The organism is Gemmobacter caeni (assembly GCF_003054195.1).
Taxonomy (GTDB): Bacteria; Pseudomonadota; Alphaproteobacteria; order Rhodobacterales; family Rhodobacteraceae; genus Gemmobacter; species Gemmobacter caeni.
Genome location: NZ_QBKP01000010.1, coordinates 1 through 18,249 on the forward strand (window position 1 = coordinate 1; position 18,249 = coordinate 18,249).

General features: G+C 66.1%; 18 protein-coding genes. 12 read left to right on the forward strand and 6 right to left on the reverse strand.

The genetic code is table 11. From position 1 onward, the window contains the following. Window positions 1–194 precede the first annotated feature (194 nt). The 4 genes from C8N34_RS15420 to C8N34_RS15435 are packed head-to-tail and all read right to left on the reverse strand — an operon-like array spanning window position 195 to window position 4,187. Window positions 195–1,157, reverse strand: a complete 963-nt coding sequence (locus C8N34_RS15420; RefSeq protein ID WP_108129545.1) for an FAD:protein FMN transferase — start codon at window positions 1,155–1,157, stop codon at window positions 195–197. After that, the gene (locus C8N34_RS15425) at window positions 1,138–3,342 is read right to left on the reverse strand and encodes a PepSY domain-containing protein (protein WP_108129546.1); all 2,205 of its coding nucleotides are present in this window, start codon (window positions 3,340–3,342) and stop codon (window positions 1,138–1,140) included. The genes C8N34_RS15420 and C8N34_RS15425 overlap by 20 nt, the downstream gene beginning before the upstream one ends. Window positions 3,343–3,353: 11 nt before the next feature. Then, window positions 3,354–3,824, reverse strand: coding sequence for a DUF2271 domain-containing protein (locus C8N34_RS15430; RefSeq protein WP_054302086.1), 471 nt, complete (start codon window positions 3,822–3,824; stop codon window positions 3,354–3,356). A gap of 33 nt (window positions 3,825–3,857) precedes the next feature. Further along, window positions 3,858–4,187, reverse strand: coding sequence for a hypothetical protein (locus C8N34_RS15435; RefSeq protein ID WP_108129547.1), 330 nt, complete (start codon window positions 4,185–4,187; stop codon window positions 3,858–3,860). Window positions 4,188–4,337: 150 nt separating this feature from the next. Between C8N34_RS15435 and C8N34_RS15440 the strand changes: the two genes are divergently transcribed. Next, on the forward strand, window positions 4,338–5,231 hold the full coding sequence (locus tag C8N34_RS15440) for a serine hydrolase domain-containing protein (RefSeq protein ID WP_108129548.1): 894 nt from the start codon (window positions 4,338–4,340) through the stop codon (window positions 5,229–5,231). 15 nt (window positions 5,232–5,246) lie between these two features. On the opposite strand, the gene C8N34_RS15445 is transcribed toward C8N34_RS15440, so the two are convergent. After that, window positions 5,247–5,558, reverse strand: coding sequence for a PepSY domain-containing protein (locus C8N34_RS15445; RefSeq protein ID WP_108129549.1), 312 nt, complete (start codon window positions 5,556–5,558; stop codon window positions 5,247–5,249). Between the two features lie 144 nt (window positions 5,559–5,702). Here C8N34_RS15445 and C8N34_RS15450 point away from each other — a divergent pair, with 144 nt between their 5' ends. The 4 genes from C8N34_RS15450 to C8N34_RS15465 all read left to right on the forward strand — a co-directional run bounded on the left by C8N34_RS15450 (window position 5,703) and on the right by C8N34_RS15465 (window position 9,373). Then, window positions 5,703–6,362, forward strand: coding sequence for a response regulator transcription factor (locus C8N34_RS15450; RefSeq protein ID WP_108129550.1), 660 nt, complete (start codon window positions 5,703–5,705; stop codon window positions 6,360–6,362). After that, a complete protein-coding gene (locus C8N34_RS15455; protein WP_108129551.1) occupies window positions 6,359–7,702 on the forward strand; it encodes a sensor histidine kinase in 1,344 nt (447 codons plus the stop codon). The genes C8N34_RS15450 and C8N34_RS15455 overlap by 4 nt, the downstream gene beginning before the upstream one ends. An 82-nt stretch (window positions 7,703–7,784) precedes the next feature. Next, window positions 7,785–8,042, forward strand: a complete 258-nt coding sequence (locus tag C8N34_RS15460) for a helix-turn-helix domain-containing protein (RefSeq protein WP_108129552.1) — start codon at window positions 7,785–7,787, stop codon at window positions 8,040–8,042. Then, entirely contained in the window at window positions 8,042–9,373 is a 1,332-nt protein-coding gene (locus tag C8N34_RS15465; RefSeq protein WP_108129553.1) for a type II toxin-antitoxin system HipA family toxin, read from the forward strand. Before C8N34_RS15460 ends, C8N34_RS15465 begins: the two co-directional genes overlap by 1 nt. A 5-nt stretch (window positions 9,374–9,378) precedes the next feature. On the opposite strand, the gene C8N34_RS15470 is transcribed toward C8N34_RS15465, so the two are convergent. After that, window positions 9,379–10,305: a LysR substrate-binding domain-containing protein gene (locus tag C8N34_RS15470; RefSeq protein ID WP_108129554.1), complete on the reverse strand. Its 927-nt coding sequence runs from the start codon at window positions 10,303–10,305 to the stop codon at window positions 9,379–9,381. Between the two features lie 141 nt (window positions 10,306–10,446). Here C8N34_RS15470 and C8N34_RS15475 point away from each other — a divergent pair, with 141 nt between their 5' ends. From C8N34_RS15475 to C8N34_RS15505, 7 genes are all read left to right on the forward strand, one after another. Next, window positions 10,447–11,346 carry a serine hydrolase gene (locus C8N34_RS15475; protein WP_242013838.1) on the forward strand — a complete coding sequence of 300 codons (900 nt, stop codon included), beginning with the start codon at window positions 10,447–10,449 and terminating at the stop codon, window positions 11,344–11,346. Between the two features lie 43 nt (window positions 11,347–11,389). After that, a complete protein-coding gene (locus C8N34_RS15480; RefSeq protein WP_108129556.1) occupies window positions 11,390–13,027 on the forward strand; it encodes an ABC transporter substrate-binding protein in 1,638 nt (545 codons plus the stop codon). Window positions 13,028–13,089: 62 nt separating this feature from the next. Beyond that, window positions 13,090–14,022, forward strand: a complete 933-nt coding sequence (locus tag C8N34_RS15485) for an ABC transporter permease (protein ID WP_054302095.1) — start codon at window positions 13,090–13,092, stop codon at window positions 14,020–14,022. Window positions 14,023–14,031: 9 nt separating this feature from the next. Beyond that, entirely contained in the window at window positions 14,032–14,850 is an 819-nt protein-coding gene (locus C8N34_RS15490; RefSeq protein ID WP_054302096.1) for an ABC transporter permease, read from the forward strand. Further along, the gene (locus tag C8N34_RS15495; protein ID WP_108129557.1) at window positions 14,847–15,824 is read left to right on the forward strand and encodes an ABC transporter ATP-binding protein; all 978 of its coding nucleotides are present in this window, start codon (window positions 14,847–14,849) and stop codon (window positions 15,822–15,824) included. The genes C8N34_RS15490 and C8N34_RS15495 overlap by 4 nt, the downstream gene beginning before the upstream one ends. Next, window positions 15,817–16,824 carry an ABC transporter ATP-binding protein gene (locus tag C8N34_RS15500; protein WP_082400808.1) on the forward strand — a complete coding sequence of 336 codons (1,008 nt, stop codon included), beginning with the start codon at window positions 15,817–15,819 and terminating at the stop codon, window positions 16,822–16,824. Before C8N34_RS15495 ends, C8N34_RS15500 begins: the two co-directional genes overlap by 8 nt. Beyond that, on the forward strand, window positions 16,817–18,249 hold a 1,433-nt coding region (locus tag C8N34_RS15505), incomplete at its 3' end, for a L,D-transpeptidase family protein (protein WP_108129558.1). The genes C8N34_RS15500 and C8N34_RS15505, both read left to right, overlap by 8 nt.

Here is an 18,249-nt window from a genome sequence, read left to right on the forward strand (position 1 = left end):
GGGGAAACTGCTTTCCAGATCTTCGCCGGGCTCGCAGCATAAGTCTGCCCTGCGGCTGAGCTATTCCGCATTCAGAAAAACTTTGCGACGGAACCTCCGGCGGGGAGGCGCCGCCCGAACTGCACACAGCGGGGATCCTGCGCACCGCGCGGCTGCTGGCGCGGGGAGAGGTGCTGGTGCCAGCCAGCGCCTTGTCATGAGGCATGAAGGGGCGGTGCTGCCGGAAACAGCCCGCCGGTTCCCTGAGCGGTGACGCCCCCTTCTGCCCCGCGCATCAGGAACAGCGCGTCAAAACCGTGCTCCCGCGCCAGCGCGATGCCCCGGTCTGGCCCAAGCACCATGAGCGCCGTCGCCCAGGCATCGGCCTCGGCGCAGCTTCGGGCCACGACCGTGACCGAGGCGGGCGAGCTGGCCAGCGGCATGCCGCGCTGCGGGTCCATCGTATGTGACAGCCGCCGGCCGTGCGTTTCGACCCAGTGGCGGTAATCGCCCGAGGTTGCCACGGCGGCATCCTGAAGCGCGAGCAGCGACTGGGGGCTGCGCCGTCCGGTCTCCGGTGCCTCGATGGCGATGGTCCAGGCCTCGCCATCCGGGCGCAAGCCAAGCGCCCGCATCTCGCCATCAATCCCGACCAGCGCATCGCGGATGCCATGGGCCAGCAGGGTTTCGGCCAGACGGTCCACGCCATAGCCCTTGGCAATGCCGTTCAGGTCAAGCCGGATGGGCGCAGTCTTGCGGATGCGGCGCTCTGCAAGCTCCAGCGTCGTGAAGGCGGGGGGCCGTTCTGTCGATGCGGCAGCGTGGATGGCTGCGGCGCTGGCGGTTTCGGGGCCGAAGCCCCAGGCCGCGACACTGTCGCCCATGCCGATGTCGAAGGCGCCGCCCGAAGCGCGCCCGATCTCAAGCCCAAGGCGCAGCACGCGACAAAGATGCGCGGGCAGAGCCACCCATTCCCCCTGTGGCGCGGCATTCAGGCGCATCAGGTCGCTGTCGGGTTTCCAGGTCGACATCTGGGAATCCACCTCGTCGACAGCGGCCTGCAGGGCGCGATGCAGCGCCGGGGTGTCAGTGTTCGTGAAGAACAGGGCCGACCAGCGCGTGCCCATGGTTGCGCCGTTCAGGGCGACGCGATTTCCGTCAGTAAACATCTTCGACATAGCGTCCTCCGGCTTTCAGCATGGCAGGGGTCAGCCCGCTCGGGGCCAGGATTTCGGCCAGCGCCTCGGTCACGCCTGCCGCCATGTCCCGGCCACCGCAGACCATGACACGGGCACCCTCGCGGATCAGCTGCGTGACCTGCGCCGCCTCGGCGTGCAGGGCATCCTGCACATAATGCGGTTTCACCCCGCGCGAGACGGCGGTGACCAGCCGGGTCAGACGCCCCTGCGCCTGCCAGTCGGCTATTTCGCTGTGGTAAAGGAAATCGCTGTCAGGATGGCGCATCCCGAAGAACAGGTGGACTGGCCGCCGCCGGTTTGCACGCAGGAAGCCTGCCAGAGGCCCGATGCCGGTTCCCGCCCCGATCAGGATAAGCGGCGCCTTGCCCCGGCCTGGCCGGAAGCCGGGGTTGGGCCGCAGGAAGGCGGTGATGGTTTCGCCCGGATGCAGCGCCGTCAGCCGTGATGAGACAAGGCCGCCCGGATGCTTGCGCACCACGATCTCGACAAATCCGTCGCGCCGCCCGGAGGCCAGCGAGTAAAGGCGTGGCGCGGCGCCATCGTCGGGAAGAATACCGATCAGATCCCCCGCCGAGAACCGGGCAAAGCCTGCGCCGGTCAGCCGCTGCCAGAGGCTCTGGCGGGGCAGGGCAAACCGCAGAATTGCGGTCGGGGCCTGCACCTCGGCGCCATAATCCCGACGTGACAGCAGCGTGAGGGTCTGTGTGCGTGGTGCGACCGGCTGGTGCGACAGTTCCAGCGGCAGTCCAAGCCTCTGCCCCAATGCGCGGCCCCAGCGCGCAAAATCCTGCGGGGACTGACGGTCGACGGTGTCGGGCGGCAGCAACGCCTCCCAGCCCTTCGCGCAGGCTGCGGAGGTGACGGCATTTGCAAAGGCGCAATAGGCGGGAAAGCTGCGGTCGCCAAAGCCCAGAACAGCCATCGGGATTTCAGGCAGAGGCGTGGCACGTTCCAGCCGGTCCAGAAATCCGGCGGCCGAAGCGGGCGCCGCGCCGTCGCCATAGGTAGCGGCGAACAGAAGGATGCGCCGGGCGCGACCATAGGTTTCCGGCGCGAAATCCGACATCGGGCCGACATGCACCGTCTGGCCTGCACGGGTCAGCGCTTCATGCAACGTCGCGGCAAAACCCCAGGTGCTGCCGGCTTCGCTGCCGACCAGCAGGATTGTTTCAGCCTGCGACGCGGGCTGGTTGTCACGGATGCGGGGGCGCCCGCGCCGCGCGGACAGCCAGAGTGCAACCCCCGTGCCCGCCATCACCGGGACGCCAAGCGCCATCAGCCCCAGCATCAGCCCCAGCAGTGCTGCCCCCTGCCCGGTGTGCAGCATGTAAATGGTTTCGGACATCCGCTGCCCGGCGGTCAGATCGGCCCAGGCCAGCAGCGCGCCGGTTCCCTGATCCAGATATCCGGTGCCCCGATCCGTCTTCAGGGTGAAGGCATCCGTCGCGTCACCGGGGTAGGGAAAGCTCAGTTCCCGCAAGGTGCTGACAGGCGTCTGGGTCAGCGTGACGATCTGAGCGGGCGCGATGCCGGTCTGGCCGCTCACCGCCGCAGGAAAGGCGGGCGCGCCGCCGGTCTCGGGCAGCAAACCGAAGGTAGAGGCTGCCATCCACAGCGCCGTGACAGACGACAGCAGAAGACCGGCCACCGCGATCCGGGCGATCTCGACATGCAGCCGCCCGGCCAGCGGGCCGCGCAGGCGGGTGAACCAGTGCCGCAGCCCGCCGGTGCGCCGCGCCACCAGCGCCACGCCCGACAGCGACAGCACCAGCATCGCCGCAGCCCCCGCCGCCATGGCAAGGCGACCGCCATCCCCGAGGAACAGCGACCTGTGCAGGCCCGTCAGCCAGCGCTGGACCTGGCCGGGATCGGCCGAGGCTACCCCCTGCCCGGTTGCCGGGTCGATCACGGCGGCGCCCGGCGTGCCCTGATCGAACCAATAGGCCGTGACCCGCCCTGACGGCGCGCGGCGGATCTGCTCGACCCCCGGATAGGCCGCCTGAACGCGGCCCGCGAGCGTGGCGACCGACAGATCGGCGCTGGCCTGCGGCGCTGCAAGCTGCTCTGCTGCCGGAAAGACGGAAAGCGCGGCGCCACTGAGCGCGAGAAGCGTGACCAGAGCCAGGGCCAGAAGACCCGGCCAGCGATGGAATGCGCGGATCATGGCCCTGCCTCTTACATGTCGTACTGGAAGCTGGCGATGTAGCGGCGCCCCTGCACCGCCTTGCCGGCACCATCGGTGGTCAGCGGAACCGCGATTTCATTGGGGCTGTCGCGCATATCCTCCACCGCCGCGTCGATATGCAGCGTGTAGCCCGCATCAAACAGCGCATCGGCCAGATCCAGCGTGACATCCAGCTTGCGACCTGAGCCCACGCTGGCGCCGGTGATGCCATTCACCTGCGCCGTATCGCCGCCGGTCGCGCGATACCAGTCGCCCAGATGTTCGTAATATTTCGACTTGCCGCCCGCCATCCACAGACTGCCGACATAGGCGCCCGAGGCATCTGTGACGTAATAGGCAAGATAGGCACCTTCGCCGCCATAGGCGTTCAGGGTGGTGCTCAGCGTGACGGGTTTCGCCAGTGCGAGACCGGGCAGCGTAAGCGCCGTGGTCAGGGCCAGCGTTGCAAGAAGGGATTTCATGTGTGGGAGTCCTTTGAGAGATCCGGGGAAGGGTCAGTTCATCTGCGCCTTGGGCGGGGTGCCACTGCCGAACAGCCCGTTCTTCGGCGGGGCCGCGCTGCCTGCCGGGGCGGGATTGGCACCCTGCGCCCCGCATGTGCGATCATCGTCGTCGCAGTCATCCTCCTCGCCATCCTCCTCGTGGTCCTCGTCGTCGTCCCCGCTGACAAGCACGAGGGGGAGCGCCTGCGCGCTGTCGGAGATGCGGGTGGCCAGAGGCTGCTGCACCGGCGCCGTGGGGGTCGGTGTGGCCGCCCGGACCGGGGCACCGATGGTGACACTCAGCGCCGTGGAGGCGACAAGAAGCGCCAGGGTCTTTGTCATGTCAGGGGTCTCCTTTCGTTTGCTCCGTGCAAACTGGGGGCCCGACCTGAGCGTTACCTGACGGCGTGGCCTTTCCTGCTTCAGCTTGCCGTCAGGCAGGGGAAGGGGAAGATCGTTCCGGGGACACCCGGCATGTGATAGAAGGCAAGGATGACGCCGCCTCGTCGCATCTTCACCCATCGGATAACCGATCACGGCTCCGACAGCCCTTCTGTGGCCGGTTCAGAGATTTTCCCCTACTGGAGCTTTACCAAAACGGCTCTGGCGATCTGCGCGCTGCGAATGGTGGAACAGGGCCTGCTGTCGCTGGATATGCCCCTCGCCGGGCACGACTTCTCGCTGCGTCAGCTGTTGAACCATACCTCCGGTCTGCCGGACTACGGTGCATTGCCCGCATACCGCGAGGCGGTCGCCCGGAACGAGGAGCCATGGCCCGCAACCCGGCTGTTAGAGGTAGCGATGGCACAGGGTCGTCTGTTCGGGCCAGGTGCAGGCTGGGCCTATTCCAACGTCGGCTATCTGCTGGTCCGCGATCTGACAGAGCAAGCCTCGGGTCAGTCTTTTGCGCAGAATATCAAGCTGTTGATTTGTGATCCGCTGGGGTTGGGCAGCATCGCGCTGGCAAGCTCGCGCCAGCAGTTCGGCCGGGTTTTGTGGGGTGGCGCACAAAGTTATCATCCGGGCTGGGTTTATCATGGGTGCCTGACGGGAACCGCCGCAGATGCCGCACGGCTGTTGCATGGTCTGTTCGCGGGGCGGCTGCTAGGGCCAGAGATGCTGGCGCAGATGTGCCAGTGTCAACCGCTTGGCGGCGCCCTGCCGGGCCGTCCCTGGACAGAGTGCGGCTATGGCCTTGGCGTGATGAGCGGAAGCTGGGGGGCTGCCGGGCGGGTGATCGGCCATACCGGCGGCGGGCCGTTCAGCGTGAATGCGGTATATCATTTCCCGGATATGGACCAGCCCCTGACCGTTGCCAGCTTCACCGACGGACAGGAGGAAGGGATCGCCGAACATGCAGCGGCGGCCAGGGCGCATCCTGCCTGATGTTGCACCTGCCGGTCAGTCCTCGTCGGGCCCTTTCTGCCTGTGAGAGGCATGATCGCCGTCCTCGTATTCCAGTTCGATCACCTCAAGCGTGGCGGGATCAACCGTCACCTCGATCTGGCGGCCCGCCGCGTCGCGGCCCTTGATCTCGTAACAGCCGTCGTCGATCTTGATGCGGCGCACCGTCCAGCCCTTTTCGACCGCCAGCCGCGCCACGGCATCACGGGGGTGCCAGTCCGCCATCGGCACATGGCAATCCCGCCCCGCCTGGGCAACGCCAGCCGGAAATGCGACGAGAAAGCCAAGAATTGTCAATGTCTTCTTCATGGGCCAAACTCCTCGTCACGGCCAACCGTGGACTGTCATGCCCGGCAAAGCTGACAGGAGCCTGAAGCCCCCTGCGCGGAAACGTCAGCTTTGTGTCAGTCTGCCCGGTCAGGAAGGGGCGGTGCAAGAGGAACGGAACGACAAATGCGGCTGCTGCTGATCGAGGATGACACGGTTCTGGGCGCGGCGGTGCGCGACCAGATCGCGGCGGATGGCCAGTCGGTTGACTGGGTGACGCGGCTTGACGCGGCGGGTGATGCCCTGCGCGGCACGGCCTATGATCTGGTTCTGCTTGACCTCATGTTGCCCGATGGGCGCGGGATCGTCTTTCTGCGCGCGCTGCGGGCGCGGGGCGATGTGACACCGGTCATCATTCTCACTGCGCTTGATCAGGTGTCGGACCGGATCGAGGGGCTGAATGCCGGGGCCGACGACTATCTGGTGAAACCTTTCGACCTTGCCGAGCTTTCGGCGCGGATAGGATCTGTGGCGCGGCGCTATTCCGGCAATCCCAACCCGATCATCAGCCATGGCGCGCTGGAGATCGACCTTGCCGCCCGAAGTGTGCTGCGCGATGGCAAGGCCGTCGCGCTGACCGCCCGCGAATGGGCACTGTTCGAGGCCCTGCTGGCCCGCCCCGGTCAGCTTCTGTCCAAGGCGCAGCTGGAAGAAAAGCTGTATGCCTTCGATGCCGAGATCGAAAGCAACACGATCGAGGTTCATGTCAGCCGCCTGCGCAAGAAGCTGGGCGCCACGGTGATTGAGACCGAGCGCGGCATGGGTTACCGGCTGGGCAAGCCATGAGACTGCCGCGCAGCCTTCAGGCCCGGCTCGGTCTGTCGGTCGGTCTGGTGCTGACCCTGTTGTGGCTGCTGGCCGCCACCATCACGGCGGTCATTCTGCGCGGTGAGATGGACGAGGTGTTCGACAGCGCCCTGCGCGAAACCGCCGAGCGCATCCTGCCGCTGGCGGTGACCGATATCGTCGGGCGCGAGGATGAAGGCGTGACGCAGCACCTTGCGCCGATCCGCGAGCATGACGAGTTTTTCACCTATGTCGTGCGGGATGCCGAAGGGCGTATCGTGCTGCAATCCCATGCCGCCGACCCGGCGGTCTTTCCGCCCTACGAAGGGACGGGATTCCATGATACCGCCACGCATCGGCTGTACAGTGATGCGGCACTTCAGGGCACGGTCCGGATCACGGTGGCCGAGCCTCTGGCCTATCGGGCCGAGGTAGCGCGCGAGATCCAGCTCGGGCTTGCGCTGCCGCTGTTCATCCTGCTGCCCGCTGCGCTGGCGGCGATTGTGCTGGCGGTGCGTTTCAGCCTCGCACCGCTGCGCCGGTTCCGCAGCCGGCTGGAGGCGCGGAGCGCCCGTGACCTTTCGGCGGTGCCCGCGACGGATCTGCCGTCCGAGATCAACCCGCTGGCCACCACGCTCAATCATCTGCTGGACCGGCTGCGCGCGGCCTTCGAGGCCGAGCGCAGCTTTGCCGCCAATGCAGCGCATGAGCTGCGCACCCCGCTGGCCGGGGCCATCGCGCAGGTTCAGCGCCTGCGGTCCGAGACTGCCGATGCAGCGGCACGCGACCGGGCGGGGCAGATCGAAGCCACGCTGAAACGCCTGACACGGCTGTCAGAGCGGCTGATGCAGCTTGCGCGGGCCGAAGGCGGGCGGCTGCGGCTGGATCACGCTGCTGATCTGCGGCCGGTTGCCCGTGTCATGGTCGAGGATCTGGGCCGCACCGCCGCGCCCGGCCGCATTGTCCTGACGCTGCCTGAAACGCCGGTGCTGTCGGACCTTGACCCTGATGCTTTCGGCATCCTGTGCCGCAACCTTGTCGAAAATGCCCTGCGGCACGGATCTGATACCGCCCCGGTCAGCGTAGCGCTGACCCCGGACGGGGTGTTGACCGTTGCCAATGACGGGCCAGTAGTGCCGGAGGAGGTATTGGGCCGCCTGACAACCCGGTTCGAACGCGCAGGGGCCAATGGTGATGGCAGCGGGCTGGGGCTGGCCATCGTGGCTGCCATCGCGGATCGCGCTGGCAGCGCGCTTGTCCTGACCTCGCCACGTCCGGGCACGCTTTCGGGCTTTCAGGCCGCGGTGCGCTTGCCACGGCAACCCATGCCCGAAAGGTGATGTTTTCGGGGTTTCTTGCAGTAGTGATGTTTTTGGGGTATTTCTGAAAATCTACGTTCTCATCACCTTGCGGGGCGGAGCCATGCAGACCCAGATCCTTCGTGACGCAACCAGCCTGACGCAGGCGCTGCGCAGCCGCCGCCGTGCGCTGGGGCTGACCCAGGAAGAGCTTGGCCAGCGCGCCGGGCTTGCGGCAAAGCATGTGTCGCGGATCGAGAATGGCACGCATGAACCCAAGGTATCGACCCTTTTCGCGCTGATTTCCGCCCTCGGGCTGGACCTTGTGCTGGGCGAGGCGGGCAAGGTCGCGCCTGCCCCCTCCATCACGGATATCTTCTGATGGGGCGCCCGCCGGTCACGCGGCGGCTGGATGTCCGCATCAACGGACGGCTGGCCGGAGAATACCGCTATACCCCCGCGGGCGGGGTGAGCTTTGCCTATGACGCCGACTGGCTGGCATGGGAATTTGCCTTCCCGATCTCGCGCCAGTTGCCGCTGATGGCGGGCAATCAGTCAGGGGCACATGTCAGCGCGGTGTTTGAAAACCTGCTGCCCGACAATGCCGATCTGCGCCGTCGTATCGCGGAACGGACCGCCGCGCACAGCGACCGCCCGCATGACCTGCTGGCCGCCATCGGGCGGGATTGCATCGGCGCGATGCAGTTCCTGCCGCAGGGCAGCGATCCGGGCGATCCCTTCCGCATTGAAGGGCTGCCGCAGGACGAGGCGCAAATCGCAGCCACGCTGCGCGAGCTTGCCACCGCGCCGCTGGGCCTGCACGCGGATGAGTCCTTCCGCATCTCGCTGGCCGGGGCACAGGAAAAGACCGCCTTTCTGTGGCAGGAGGGCCGCTGGCTGAAACCCGTCGGGCTGACGCCCACCACCCATATCTTCAAACGGCGCATGGGGATCGTGTCGCACGGGATCGACATGACCGACAGTGTCGAGAATGAATGGCTGTGCCTGCGTCTTGCCGCCGCGTTTGGCCTGCCGGTAAACGAGGCGCGGATCGAAAGCTTCGGGGATCAGACGGTTCTGGTCGTCACCCGCTTTGACCGCACGCTCCGTCCGCGTGGTGGCATCCTGCGCCTGCCGCAAGAAGATTTCCTTCAGGCTCAGGGGCTTGAATCAGCACAGAAATATCAGGAGCATGGCGGTCCGGGGATGCAGGACGCTCTGCATCTGCTGGAAGGTTCGGCCGAACGGGCGGGCGATCAGCTACTGTTTCTGAAAGCCCAGATCGTGAACTGGTTGCTGGCGGCCATCGACGGACACGCCAAGAACTATTCGGTCTTCCTCGGGCCGGGCGGGTTTCGGATGACCCCGCTTTACGACATTCTCAGCGCCGCCCCTGCCATGGGGTCCGGCGCCTTCCGTCACCGCGAGTTGCGGCTGGCCATGTCTGTCGGGCGCAGGCGGCACTACCGGCTGGATCAGATCCAGCCCCGGCATTTCGACGAAACGGCTGCGCGCGCACGGGTCCCGCCAGAACTGCGGCGCCGGGCGTTCGCCGATCTTGTGGCGGCGGGCCTTCCCGCCATCGAACGGGTCGCAGATACCATGCCGGTCGGCTTTCCCGAACGGGTCGCGGGGCCGATCCTCGATCATGCGCGCAACCGCATGGCGCTTCTGGAGGCGCAGACCGGGGCAGGTCTGGTCACTGGCCACTAGCCCGTTCAGATCAGCTGCAGCGCTTGCAGACGCTGCTGTGCCTCAGCGCAGATCGCCTTCAGATGCCCGGCCAGCCGCCCGGCGGTATCGACCCACGGCCGGTCCACCGGATGCAGGGCCGAAACCACAAAGCCGGGTGCCTGCGCAAATGCGCGCAGCACAACCCGATCCCCCAGGTAGCCGAGCGCGGTCAGGGGGTTGAGGATGCTGACCCCGATGCCGCTGCGCACCATCTCGCAGGCGCCGTTGGCCGATTGCATGGTGACCGGCAGGCGCCGGGTCACCCCTGCCTCGTCGAACAGCCGGTCGAGGATCAGCCGGTAGGGATCTTTCGGTCCCAGCGAGACAAAGGCCTGATCCTCGAAATCCTGAAGGTGCAGCGGCCCCGTGCCACTGGCCAGGGGATGCCCGGCAGGGATCAGGCAGACCTGGCGAAACAGTCCCAAAGGGATCACCTCGGTCGTGGGATCATCATATTCTCCTTCGATCAGGCCAATGTCGAAGTTGAACCCCGAAATGGGCGACTGGTTGCGCGGATCGCCATTGTCTATCTCAATGGTCAGGCCCGGCGCCTCGCGGTGCAGCCGCGCCACCGCCTCGGGCAGCAGGCTTTGCGCGAAGGTCGGCAGGGTCGAGACCTGCAGAATCTCGCCAGAGGCGGCGCGCATCCGGTGCAGCGAGGCATTGATCTTGTCGAGGCCGGAATAAGCTTCTTCGATGGCGTGATAGAGCTTCAGCGCCCGTGCCGTCGGGTGCAGCCGCTGCCGGCGACGTTCGAACAACTGGAAACCGACCGAGGCTTCCAGCCGCAACACCTCGCGCGTCAGGGTGGGCTGCGACGATCCCAGCGCAGCCGCGGCGGCCGTGACGGTGCCGAACTTCACGATGGCGCGGAACACGTCGACCTGCCGCAGGTTCAGTTCTGGTTTCACGGGGACCTCCGATCATCGCCGCCATTCATATCCATAATGAATGAACTTCCATAGCCTTTTCTATATCCCCCGCCGCCACCTGCCGCTTAGCATTCCGTCAGGATCTCGTCGTCTTTTCAGCCGGGAACGCATCTTGTGACCATGCCAGCCGAAGCCAGCACCTTTCGCCTGAACCGCGCCGCGCAAGCCGGGCTGGATGCCCTGTTGCGGGAAGCCGGGGGGACCTTCGGGGCCGGGCAGGTGGCAGTTTGTGCCGTGCTGAACGACCGACCGCTGGTCGAGGCCGATCCCGGCCCCTTCGCCGCGCAACCTGTCTGGGAGCATCGCGGCGATGCACAGATCTATCCGGCCTCGGTCTGCAAGATGTTCTATCTGGCCGCGCTTGCCGCTTTCGAGGCCGGGGGCCGCCTTGCGCTGGATGACGAGGATCATCGGGCCACCAAAGCGATGATCGGCATATCCTCGAACGATGCGACCACCTATTTGCTGGGTCGTCTGACAGGCGCTTTCGATGGCCCGGTGCTGGACCCCGCCGCACTGGAGGAATGGGTGACTGCGCGCCATCAGGTGCAGGACTGGCTGGAGGGGCTGGGCCTTCCGGCGCTGGCGGGCATCCATCTGATTCATTCGACCTATGAGGACAGCCCCTATGGCCGCGCCCGTCAGGCGCGTCAGGTGCGGCCCGGCAACCAGCTTTCCGCCCGCGCCTGCGCCGCGATGCTGCATGAAATGCTGCGCGGTGCCTTGCCTCGGCGTGACTGGATGGCCGGGCATCTGTCGCGCGACTGGCAGCGCACCGCGGCCCCGGACCCCGAGGGCGACCAGGTTGCCGGTTACCTGACCGGCGGCATTCCCGATGGGTTTCGCGTCTGGTCCAAAGCCGGGCATACCTCGTGGACGCGGCATGATGTGGCGGCGATTTCTGCCCCCGATGGCCGTTCGGCCACGCTGGCGGTGATGACGGAAGGCCCTGCCGCTGCCGCCCATCCGGGCACCCTGCCCGCCTTCGCCCGCGCCTTCATCGCCGAAGCCTTTGGCTGACCCTTCAAAGACAACAAGCAAGATACACAACAGGAAGCTGACCATGACCCATTCGCCCGCGTCCCTGATCCTGAGCCGCCGCCGCATGCTGGCCGCCATGCTTGCCAGCACTGCGGCTGCTGCCACCGGCCTTGCCCCCTTCGCCGCCCGCGCGCAGGAGGCGGGCACGCCGCGCCCGGGCGGCAAATTGCAGATGGTGGCGCCCTTCGGTTCGGCGCTGCAAAGCCTTGACCCGCATGCCACCTATGAATCGCAGGACATGGCGGTGTCGAAAGCCCTCCACCGCTCGCTGTATAACTGGGATTCGGCGACCAATTCGGTCGTGCTGGAACTGGCCTCCGAGGTGCAGGTCAGCGAGGATGGCAAGACCTTCACCTACAAGCTGCTCGACAACATCTTTTTCCACAACGGTCGCCAACTGGTCGCCGATGATGTGATCTGGTCCTATTCGCGCATCCTTGCGCCGGGCAGCAGCCTGTCGGCCATTTCCAACCTGCAAAACATCCTTGGCGCGCAGGATTATCTGGACGGCAAGGCCGATCATGTGGCGGGTCTGGCGAAGATCGACGACATGACCTTCTCGATCACCTTCGAAAGCTTCGCCGATCCCGGCTATCTGCTGTTCGAGGCGGTCACGGCGATCCTGCCGCGCGAGGCGGTGGAAAGCGGCGCCTTCCTGTCGAATCCGGTCGGCTGCGGCCCCTTCACCTTCGTTGAACATATCGAGGGTTCGCGCATTTCGGGCAAGAAGTTCGACAAGTATTTCAAGCCCGGCAAGCCTTATGCCGATGCCATCGAATTCACCATCACAGACGATTATTCGGCACTGGATGTGGCTTTCCGCGCGGGCGAGGTCGACGCGACCGTTCTGTCGGAAAACGGCTATGTGATGTATGCGCAAGACCCGGATCTGTCGAAGGGTCTGATCGAGATTGCCGAGATGTTCACCCGCCACATGGGTATGAACCTCGACATGAAACCCTTTGACGATGTTCGGGTGCGGCAGGCGATCAACTATGCGGTGGATCGCGACATCATCATAGAAAAGCTGTTGAAGAACAAGGCGTTCAAGGCGGTGGGCTGGCTGCCTACGCCGTCTTCGGGCTTTGATCCCGACCGCAAGCCCTATGCCTTTGATCCCGAAAAGGCCAGGGCGCTGCTGGCCGAGGCCGGGCTGGCCGATGGCGTCAGCTTTGAAGCCTGGGTGACCGATGCCACCTCGTCGCTGGGCGTGTTGCAGGCCATGACCCCCTTCCTTGCCGCCGTGGGCATCACCGTGACCCCCAAGGTGGTCGAGGCCGGCGTGCTGGTCGAGGCGATCAACAAGGGCGAGGCCCCCGCGTGGTTCCGCTCCAACGGCACCGGGCCGGACCCGATTTCGGCGCTGCGCAGCTTTGACAGCCGCCGCCCGCGTTCGACCAACCGGGCGGGCTTCAAGGATGCGGCCTATGACGCGATGCTGGACGAGGCCATGGCGACGGTCGATCCGGCCAAGCGGATTGAGCTGGTGAAGAAAGCCGATGCCTATATCTTCGAACAGGCGCCGGTCTGGTTCCACAACTACAACAAGGCTGTGCTGGCGACGCAGCCCTGGGTGCATGGCGTCGATGCCAATGTGACCGAGGCCGCGATCATCGAGGTCGATCAGGTTTGGCTGGACGAGAACGCGCCTTCGCGCTGATCTGCCTGCCGGGGGGCGGCTGACCGCCCCCCGACCCGCTTTTCCTAGCCCGTGGGTCCGCCATGCTGAATGTCCTGCTCAGACGGCTTGTTCAGGCCGCGCTGACTGTCTTTGTCGTCATCACCCTTGTCTTCCTGCTGTTCAGCGTGATTCCGGGCACCTATGCCTCGTCGCTTCAGGCCGACAAGCGCGATGTCTCTGCCGAGGTACTGGAGCGGATCGAGACCGAGCTGGGTCTGAACGATCCGCTGCCGCAACGCTTTGGCCGCTACATGGCGGGGCTGGCGCAGGGCGATCTGGGCATCTCCTACGCCACCAAGCGCCCGGTGGCCGACATGCTGGCGGGGCGGATCTGGGCGTCGTTCCGGCTGGCGTGCGGCGCGATCCTGTTCGCGGTCTGCATCGGACTGCCGCTGGGGTTCTTTGCCGCGATGCGCCGGGGAACCTGGCTCGACACCGCCACCATGTCGCTGGCGGTATCAGGCCTCTCCATCCCGGCCTTCTGGGCGGGGCTGGTGCTGATGTATCTGTTCTCGCTGAAGCTGCACTGGCTGCCGACCTTCGGCTATGGCTCGGGCGGGCTGCGTCACCTGATCCTGCCCGCCATCACGCTGGGCATCGCGCCCATGGCGCTTCTGGCCCGCACCACCCGCGCCGCCGTGCTGGAGACTCTGAACGCCGATTTCATCCGCACCGCCCGCTCCAAGGGCATGTCAGAGCGGCGACTTGTGCTGCGCCATCTGGCGCGGAATGCCTTCGTGCTGGTGCTGACCACGATCGGGCTGCAATTCGGCTCGATGCTGGGTGGGTCGGTCGTCATCGAAAAGCTGTTTGCCTGGCCGGGCGTCGGCTCGCTGCTGATCGATTCGGTCGGGCTGCGGGATCTGCCTGCGGTTCAGGGGGCCATTCTGGTGATCGTGCTGTTCTTCCTTCTGATCAACACGCTGGTCGACCTTGCCTATCTGGTGGTCGATCCGCGCATCCGCTACCGCTGAGGAGGCACCATGAAAGCCGGAGCCAACCTTTACGTCGGTGGCGGGATCATCCTGCTGATTGCGGTGCTGGCAATCTTTGCCCCGCTGATCGCCCCTTATGACCCCATCACCTCGGCCAATCTGATGTATGCCGAAGAGCCGCCCGGCGCCCAGTTCTGGCTGGGCACCGACGAACAGGGCCGCGATATCTTTTCCCGCATGGTCTATGGTGCGCGGATTTCACTGTTCATCGGTCTGGCGGTGCAGGTGATGAACACGGCCATCGGTGTCTCGCTCGGCCTGTCGGCCGGCTATATCGGCGGCTGGTGGGACGAGATGGTGCAGGGCCTGACCAACCTCATGCTGTCGATCCCGACCATTGTTTTTGCGCTGGCGCTCATGGCGATCCTCGGGCCGGGGCTTCTGAGTCTGCTAATCGCGCTTGGCATGACCGACTGGGCCTACAGCTGCCGGATTTCGCGTGCGCAGGTGCTGACGCAGAAGTCGCTGAACTATGTGCAATCGGCCCGCACGATGGGCTTCGGCCCGCTGCATGTGATGTTCCGCGAACTGCTGCCCAATATCGCGGGCCCGCTGATCGTGGTGGCCACCATGGGTGTCGGTTCCGCCATCATGGCGGAGGCATCGCTGTCCTTTCTGGGCCTTGGCGTGGTGCCCCCGAACCCGAGCTGGGGCGGCATGCTCTCCTCGGCGCGAGAGCAACTGATGGTCGCGCCCTGGGTCGCCATCTTTCCGGGGCTGGCACTGTTTGCCGCCGTTCTGGGATTCAACCTTCTGGGCGATGGTCTGCGCGACCTGCTGGACCCGCATGGAAAGGGCCGCAAATGACCGAAACGGTTCTGGACGTCCGCGATCTTGCAATCAGCCTGTGTGACGGTCCCACGCCCGTCGCGGCGGTCGAGGGCGTTAATTTCAGCATCAACCGGGGCGAGGTTTTTGGCCTCGTCGGCGAATCCGGCTGCGGCAAGAGCCTTTGCGCACTGGCTCTGGCCGGGCTTCTGAAGGCGCCCATGGCGATCAGCGGCGGGCAAATTTTGCTGGAGGGTCGTGATTTGTCTACCCTGCCCCCGCACGAGATGCGCCATCTGCGCGGCAACAAGGTGTCGATGATCTTTCAGGAGCCGATGACCGCGCTCAACCCGCTGATGACGGTGGGCGACCAGATCGGCGAGATGTTCGTGCTGCATCGTGGTCTGACCGCCCGCGCCGCCCGGATGAAAGCCATCGAGGCGTTGGAACAGGTGCAGGTCTCCAGCCCCGAACGGCGCATCAATGCCTATCCGCATCAGCTTTCAGGCGGGATGCGGCAGCGGGTGATGATTGCCATTGCGCTGGCCTGCGATCCGGCCCTGCTGATCGCGGACGAGCCGACCACCGCGCTGGATGTCACCATTCAGGCCGAGATCGTCGAACTGGTGCTGGACCTCTGCCGCGCGCGGGGCACGGCGGTGATGATGATTTCGCACGACCTCGGGCTGGTGGCGCGCATCTGCAACCGTGTGGCGGTGATGTATGCGGGCCAGATCGTCGAACAGCGCAGTGCAGGGGATATCTTCACCGCCCCGGCCCATCCCTATACCCGCGGGCTGGTCGATGCCCTGCCCCGGCTGGGGCGTCGGCTGGAGCGCGGGCAGGAACGGCTGACAGAGATCGGGGGCGTGGTGCCTGCGATCCGCGATTTCCCGCAGGGCTGCCGCTTTGCGCCACGCTGTGGCCGCGTCACCCCTGAATGCGGTGCGGCGCCCGTTTCGATGACCGATCTGAACAAGGGGGGCCGGGTCCGGTGTCTGCATCATGTCTGAGGCTGCAATGATCCCCGAAGCCGAACCCCTGCTGTCGGTACAGGGCCTCAGGGTGCATTATCCGGTGCGGCACGGCTGGCGCGGCAAGCCACTTGCCGTCAAGGCGGTGGATGGGGTCGATCTGACGTTGCACACGGGCCAGTGCCTTGGTCTGGTGGGGGAAAGCGGCTGCGGCAAATCCTCCATCGCGCAGGCGCTGCTGGGTCTGGTGCCCGCCACCGAAGGCGTGATCCGGCTGGACGGGCACGAGATCACCGGCAATGCGCGGGTTCCGGCCATGGCGCTGGCGCGGTCGGCGCAGATGGTGTTTCAGGACCCGATGTCGTCGCTCAACCCTCGCCAGACCATCCGCGAGATCCTGTCCGGCCCGCTGCGTCTGCATGGCATGACCGACCGGGCCGAGCGTGAGGCCCGTGTGGCCGAGATGCTGTCGCTGGTCGGCATGGCGCCGGAAGTCGCCAGCCGCTACCCGCACGAATTTTCCGGCGGCCAGCGCCAGCGGCTGTGCATCGCACGCGCGCTGATCCTGCGGCCGAAACTGGTGATCTGCGACGAACCCGTGTCAGCGCTGGACGTCTCGATCCGGGCGCAGATCATCAACCTTCTGCTGGAGCTGAAGGACAGGCTGGGCATTGCGCTGTTGCTCATCTCGCATGATCTGGGCGTGGTCGAACACATGAGCGACCGGATCGCTGTCATGTATCTGGGCAGGATCGTCGAGGAAGGCGGCTGGCGCGAGATTTTCACCGCCCCCGCCCATCCCTACACGCGCGCACTGATCTCCGCGATCCCCGATCCGATGCACCGTGACCGGGCGCCCGCCCGGCTGGGGGGGGAAATTCCCAGCCCGCTCAGCCCGCCGGAAGGCTGCGCCTTTCACCCGCGTTGTCCACTGGCCATGCCCCGCTGCCGCAGCGGGGACGGACCCGAATTCACCCGCATCAGCGCCGATCATCGGGCGCGCTGTCATCTGCTGCAAACCGGAAACCCCCATGTCTGAGCTTTTTGCCGCCCCCATTCCCGAAATCGGGCCGGATCTGATCATCACGGTGCGCGCGGGGGATGATCCTGCCGCCCCGCATCGTGGCACGCTGACCATCGGTGACTGGTCCGTGCCCTGTGCCGTCGGCCGGTCGGGCATCGTCGATCCGGCGCTGAAACGCGAGGGCGATGGCGCCACCCCGGCAGGGCGCTTTGCCCTGCGCTACGGGTACTACGAGCCGGGCGTCTTTGCCGACGCCGAAATGGCCGAAATGGCCTTTCCGTTCAAGCCCAAGCCAGACAGCTATGACTGGATCGAGAACCCGGCCAGCCCCGATTACAACCGGATGCGCGCCCGCAGCCATAACGAGCCGCCGCCCGCCCGCGCGCCGAAGTTGTTCGACATCTTCATCCCGCTGGGCTGGAACGATGCGGTGCCGCGCGCGGCCGGGGGCAGCGCGATCTTCCTGCATGCCGCCCGCCCCGAGATGACGGGCACCGCCGGTTGTGTCGCCGTGCCGCATGACCAGTTGCTGAACCTTGCGCGCCGCCTGCGGCCCGGCATGATCATCGACATCGCCGCGCCCGATCAGACGGCAGGGCCGCTTGCCCTGCCCGACAGTCTGGAAAGCGTCAGCTTCCACAGCCTGCGGCCCGGCCCGCGCGTCATCGTGACCGGCGCCGTCCATGGCAACGAGGTCTGCGGGCCGAAGGCTATTGCCCGGATGATCGCCGAGTTCCGCAGCGGGCGCCGCAAGCTGCTGTGTGGCTCGGTCACCTTCGTGCCGGTGGTCAATGCCCTGGCCTATCGGCTTGACCAGCGCGAGGGTGAGCGGAACCTGAACCGCAACCTCCGCGACTATCCGGTGCCGCAGGTGAACGAGGACCGGGTGGCGAATGTGCTGTGTCCGCTGCTGCGCGCCCATGACGTGCTGATCGACCTGCATTCCTTCGGGTCGGAAGGGCCCGCCTTTGCGCTGTTTGGCCCCGATGCGCCGGGCGGCGCGCTGGAACCCCATGCCCGCCCGGACGAGGAACGCCGCCTGATCCGCGCGCTGGGTCTGCCCTTCGCGGTGCAGGGCTGGATGCCCGCCCATCTGAAGGCGCTGGCGCAGCAGGGCCGGGCGCAGGACATCGCTCATGCCGTCGGCACCACCGAATTCATGCGGTTTGTCGGTGGGGCTGCGATCACGGTGGAATGCGGTTCGCACAAGGACCCGGCCTCGGTCGGTGTGGCCTATGACGTGATCGCACGCGGTCTGGCGGCACTTGACATGATCATGGCCGAAGCAGGCCCGCCGCCGCCCCCGCCGCAGATCCTCCAGATCGGCGATGCGATCTTTGCCGAAAGGGCTCTGTTGCAAACATGGGGCACGGCCGCGCGGCGTCACCCAGTTGGGGGATTAGGCAGCATTGGCGAAATGCTTATTGAGCATAATCATGG

Excerpts from the sequence above, each read along its gene's own strand:
- C8N34_RS15420 (WP_108129545.1), bottom strand. The coding sequence starts at position 1,157 with ATGTCGAAGATGTTTACTGACGGAAATCGCGTCGCCCTGAACGGCGCA.
- C8N34_RS15425 (WP_108129546.1), bottom strand. The coding sequence starts at position 3,342 with ATGATCCGCGCATTCCATCGCTGGCCGGGTCTTCTGGCCCTGGCTCTG.
- C8N34_RS15430 (WP_054302086.1), bottom strand. The coding sequence starts at position 3,824 with ATGAAATCCCTTCTTGCAACGCTGGCCCTGACCACGGCGCTTACGCTG.
- C8N34_RS15435 (WP_108129547.1), bottom strand. The coding sequence starts at position 4,187 with ATGACAAAGACCCTGGCGCTTCTTGTCGCCTCCACGGCGCTGAGTGTC.
- C8N34_RS15440 (WP_108129548.1), top strand. The coding sequence starts at position 4,338 with ATGACGCCGCCTCGTCGCATCTTCACCCATCGGATAACCGATCACGGC.
- C8N34_RS15445 (WP_108129549.1), bottom strand. The coding sequence starts at position 5,558 with ATGAAGAAGACATTGACAATTCTTGGCTTTCTCGTCGCATTTCCGGCT.
- C8N34_RS15450 (WP_108129550.1), top strand. The coding sequence starts at position 5,703 with ATGCGGCTGCTGCTGATCGAGGATGACACGGTTCTGGGCGCGGCGGTG.
- C8N34_RS15455 (WP_108129551.1), top strand. The coding sequence starts at position 6,359 with ATGAGACTGCCGCGCAGCCTTCAGGCCCGGCTCGGTCTGTCGGTCGGT.
- C8N34_RS15460 (WP_108129552.1), top strand. The coding sequence starts at position 7,785 with ATGCAGACCCAGATCCTTCGTGACGCAACCAGCCTGACGCAGGCGCTG.
- C8N34_RS15465 (WP_108129553.1), top strand. The coding sequence starts at position 8,042 with ATGGGGCGCCCGCCGGTCACGCGGCGGCTGGATGTCCGCATCAACGGA.
- C8N34_RS15475 (WP_242013838.1), top strand. The coding sequence starts at position 10,447 with ATGCCAGCCGAAGCCAGCACCTTTCGCCTGAACCGCGCCGCGCAAGCC.
- C8N34_RS15480 (WP_108129556.1), top strand. The coding sequence starts at position 11,390 with ATGACCCATTCGCCCGCGTCCCTGATCCTGAGCCGCCGCCGCATGCTG.
- C8N34_RS15485 (WP_054302095.1), top strand. The coding sequence starts at position 13,090 with ATGCTGAATGTCCTGCTCAGACGGCTTGTTCAGGCCGCGCTGACTGTC.
- C8N34_RS15490 (WP_054302096.1), top strand. The coding sequence starts at position 14,032 with ATGAAAGCCGGAGCCAACCTTTACGTCGGTGGCGGGATCATCCTGCTG.
- C8N34_RS15495 (WP_108129557.1), top strand. The coding sequence starts at position 14,847 with ATGACCGAAACGGTTCTGGACGTCCGCGATCTTGCAATCAGCCTGTGT.
- C8N34_RS15500 (WP_082400808.1), top strand. The coding sequence starts at position 15,817 with ATGTCTGAGGCTGCAATGATCCCCGAAGCCGAACCCCTGCTGTCGGTA.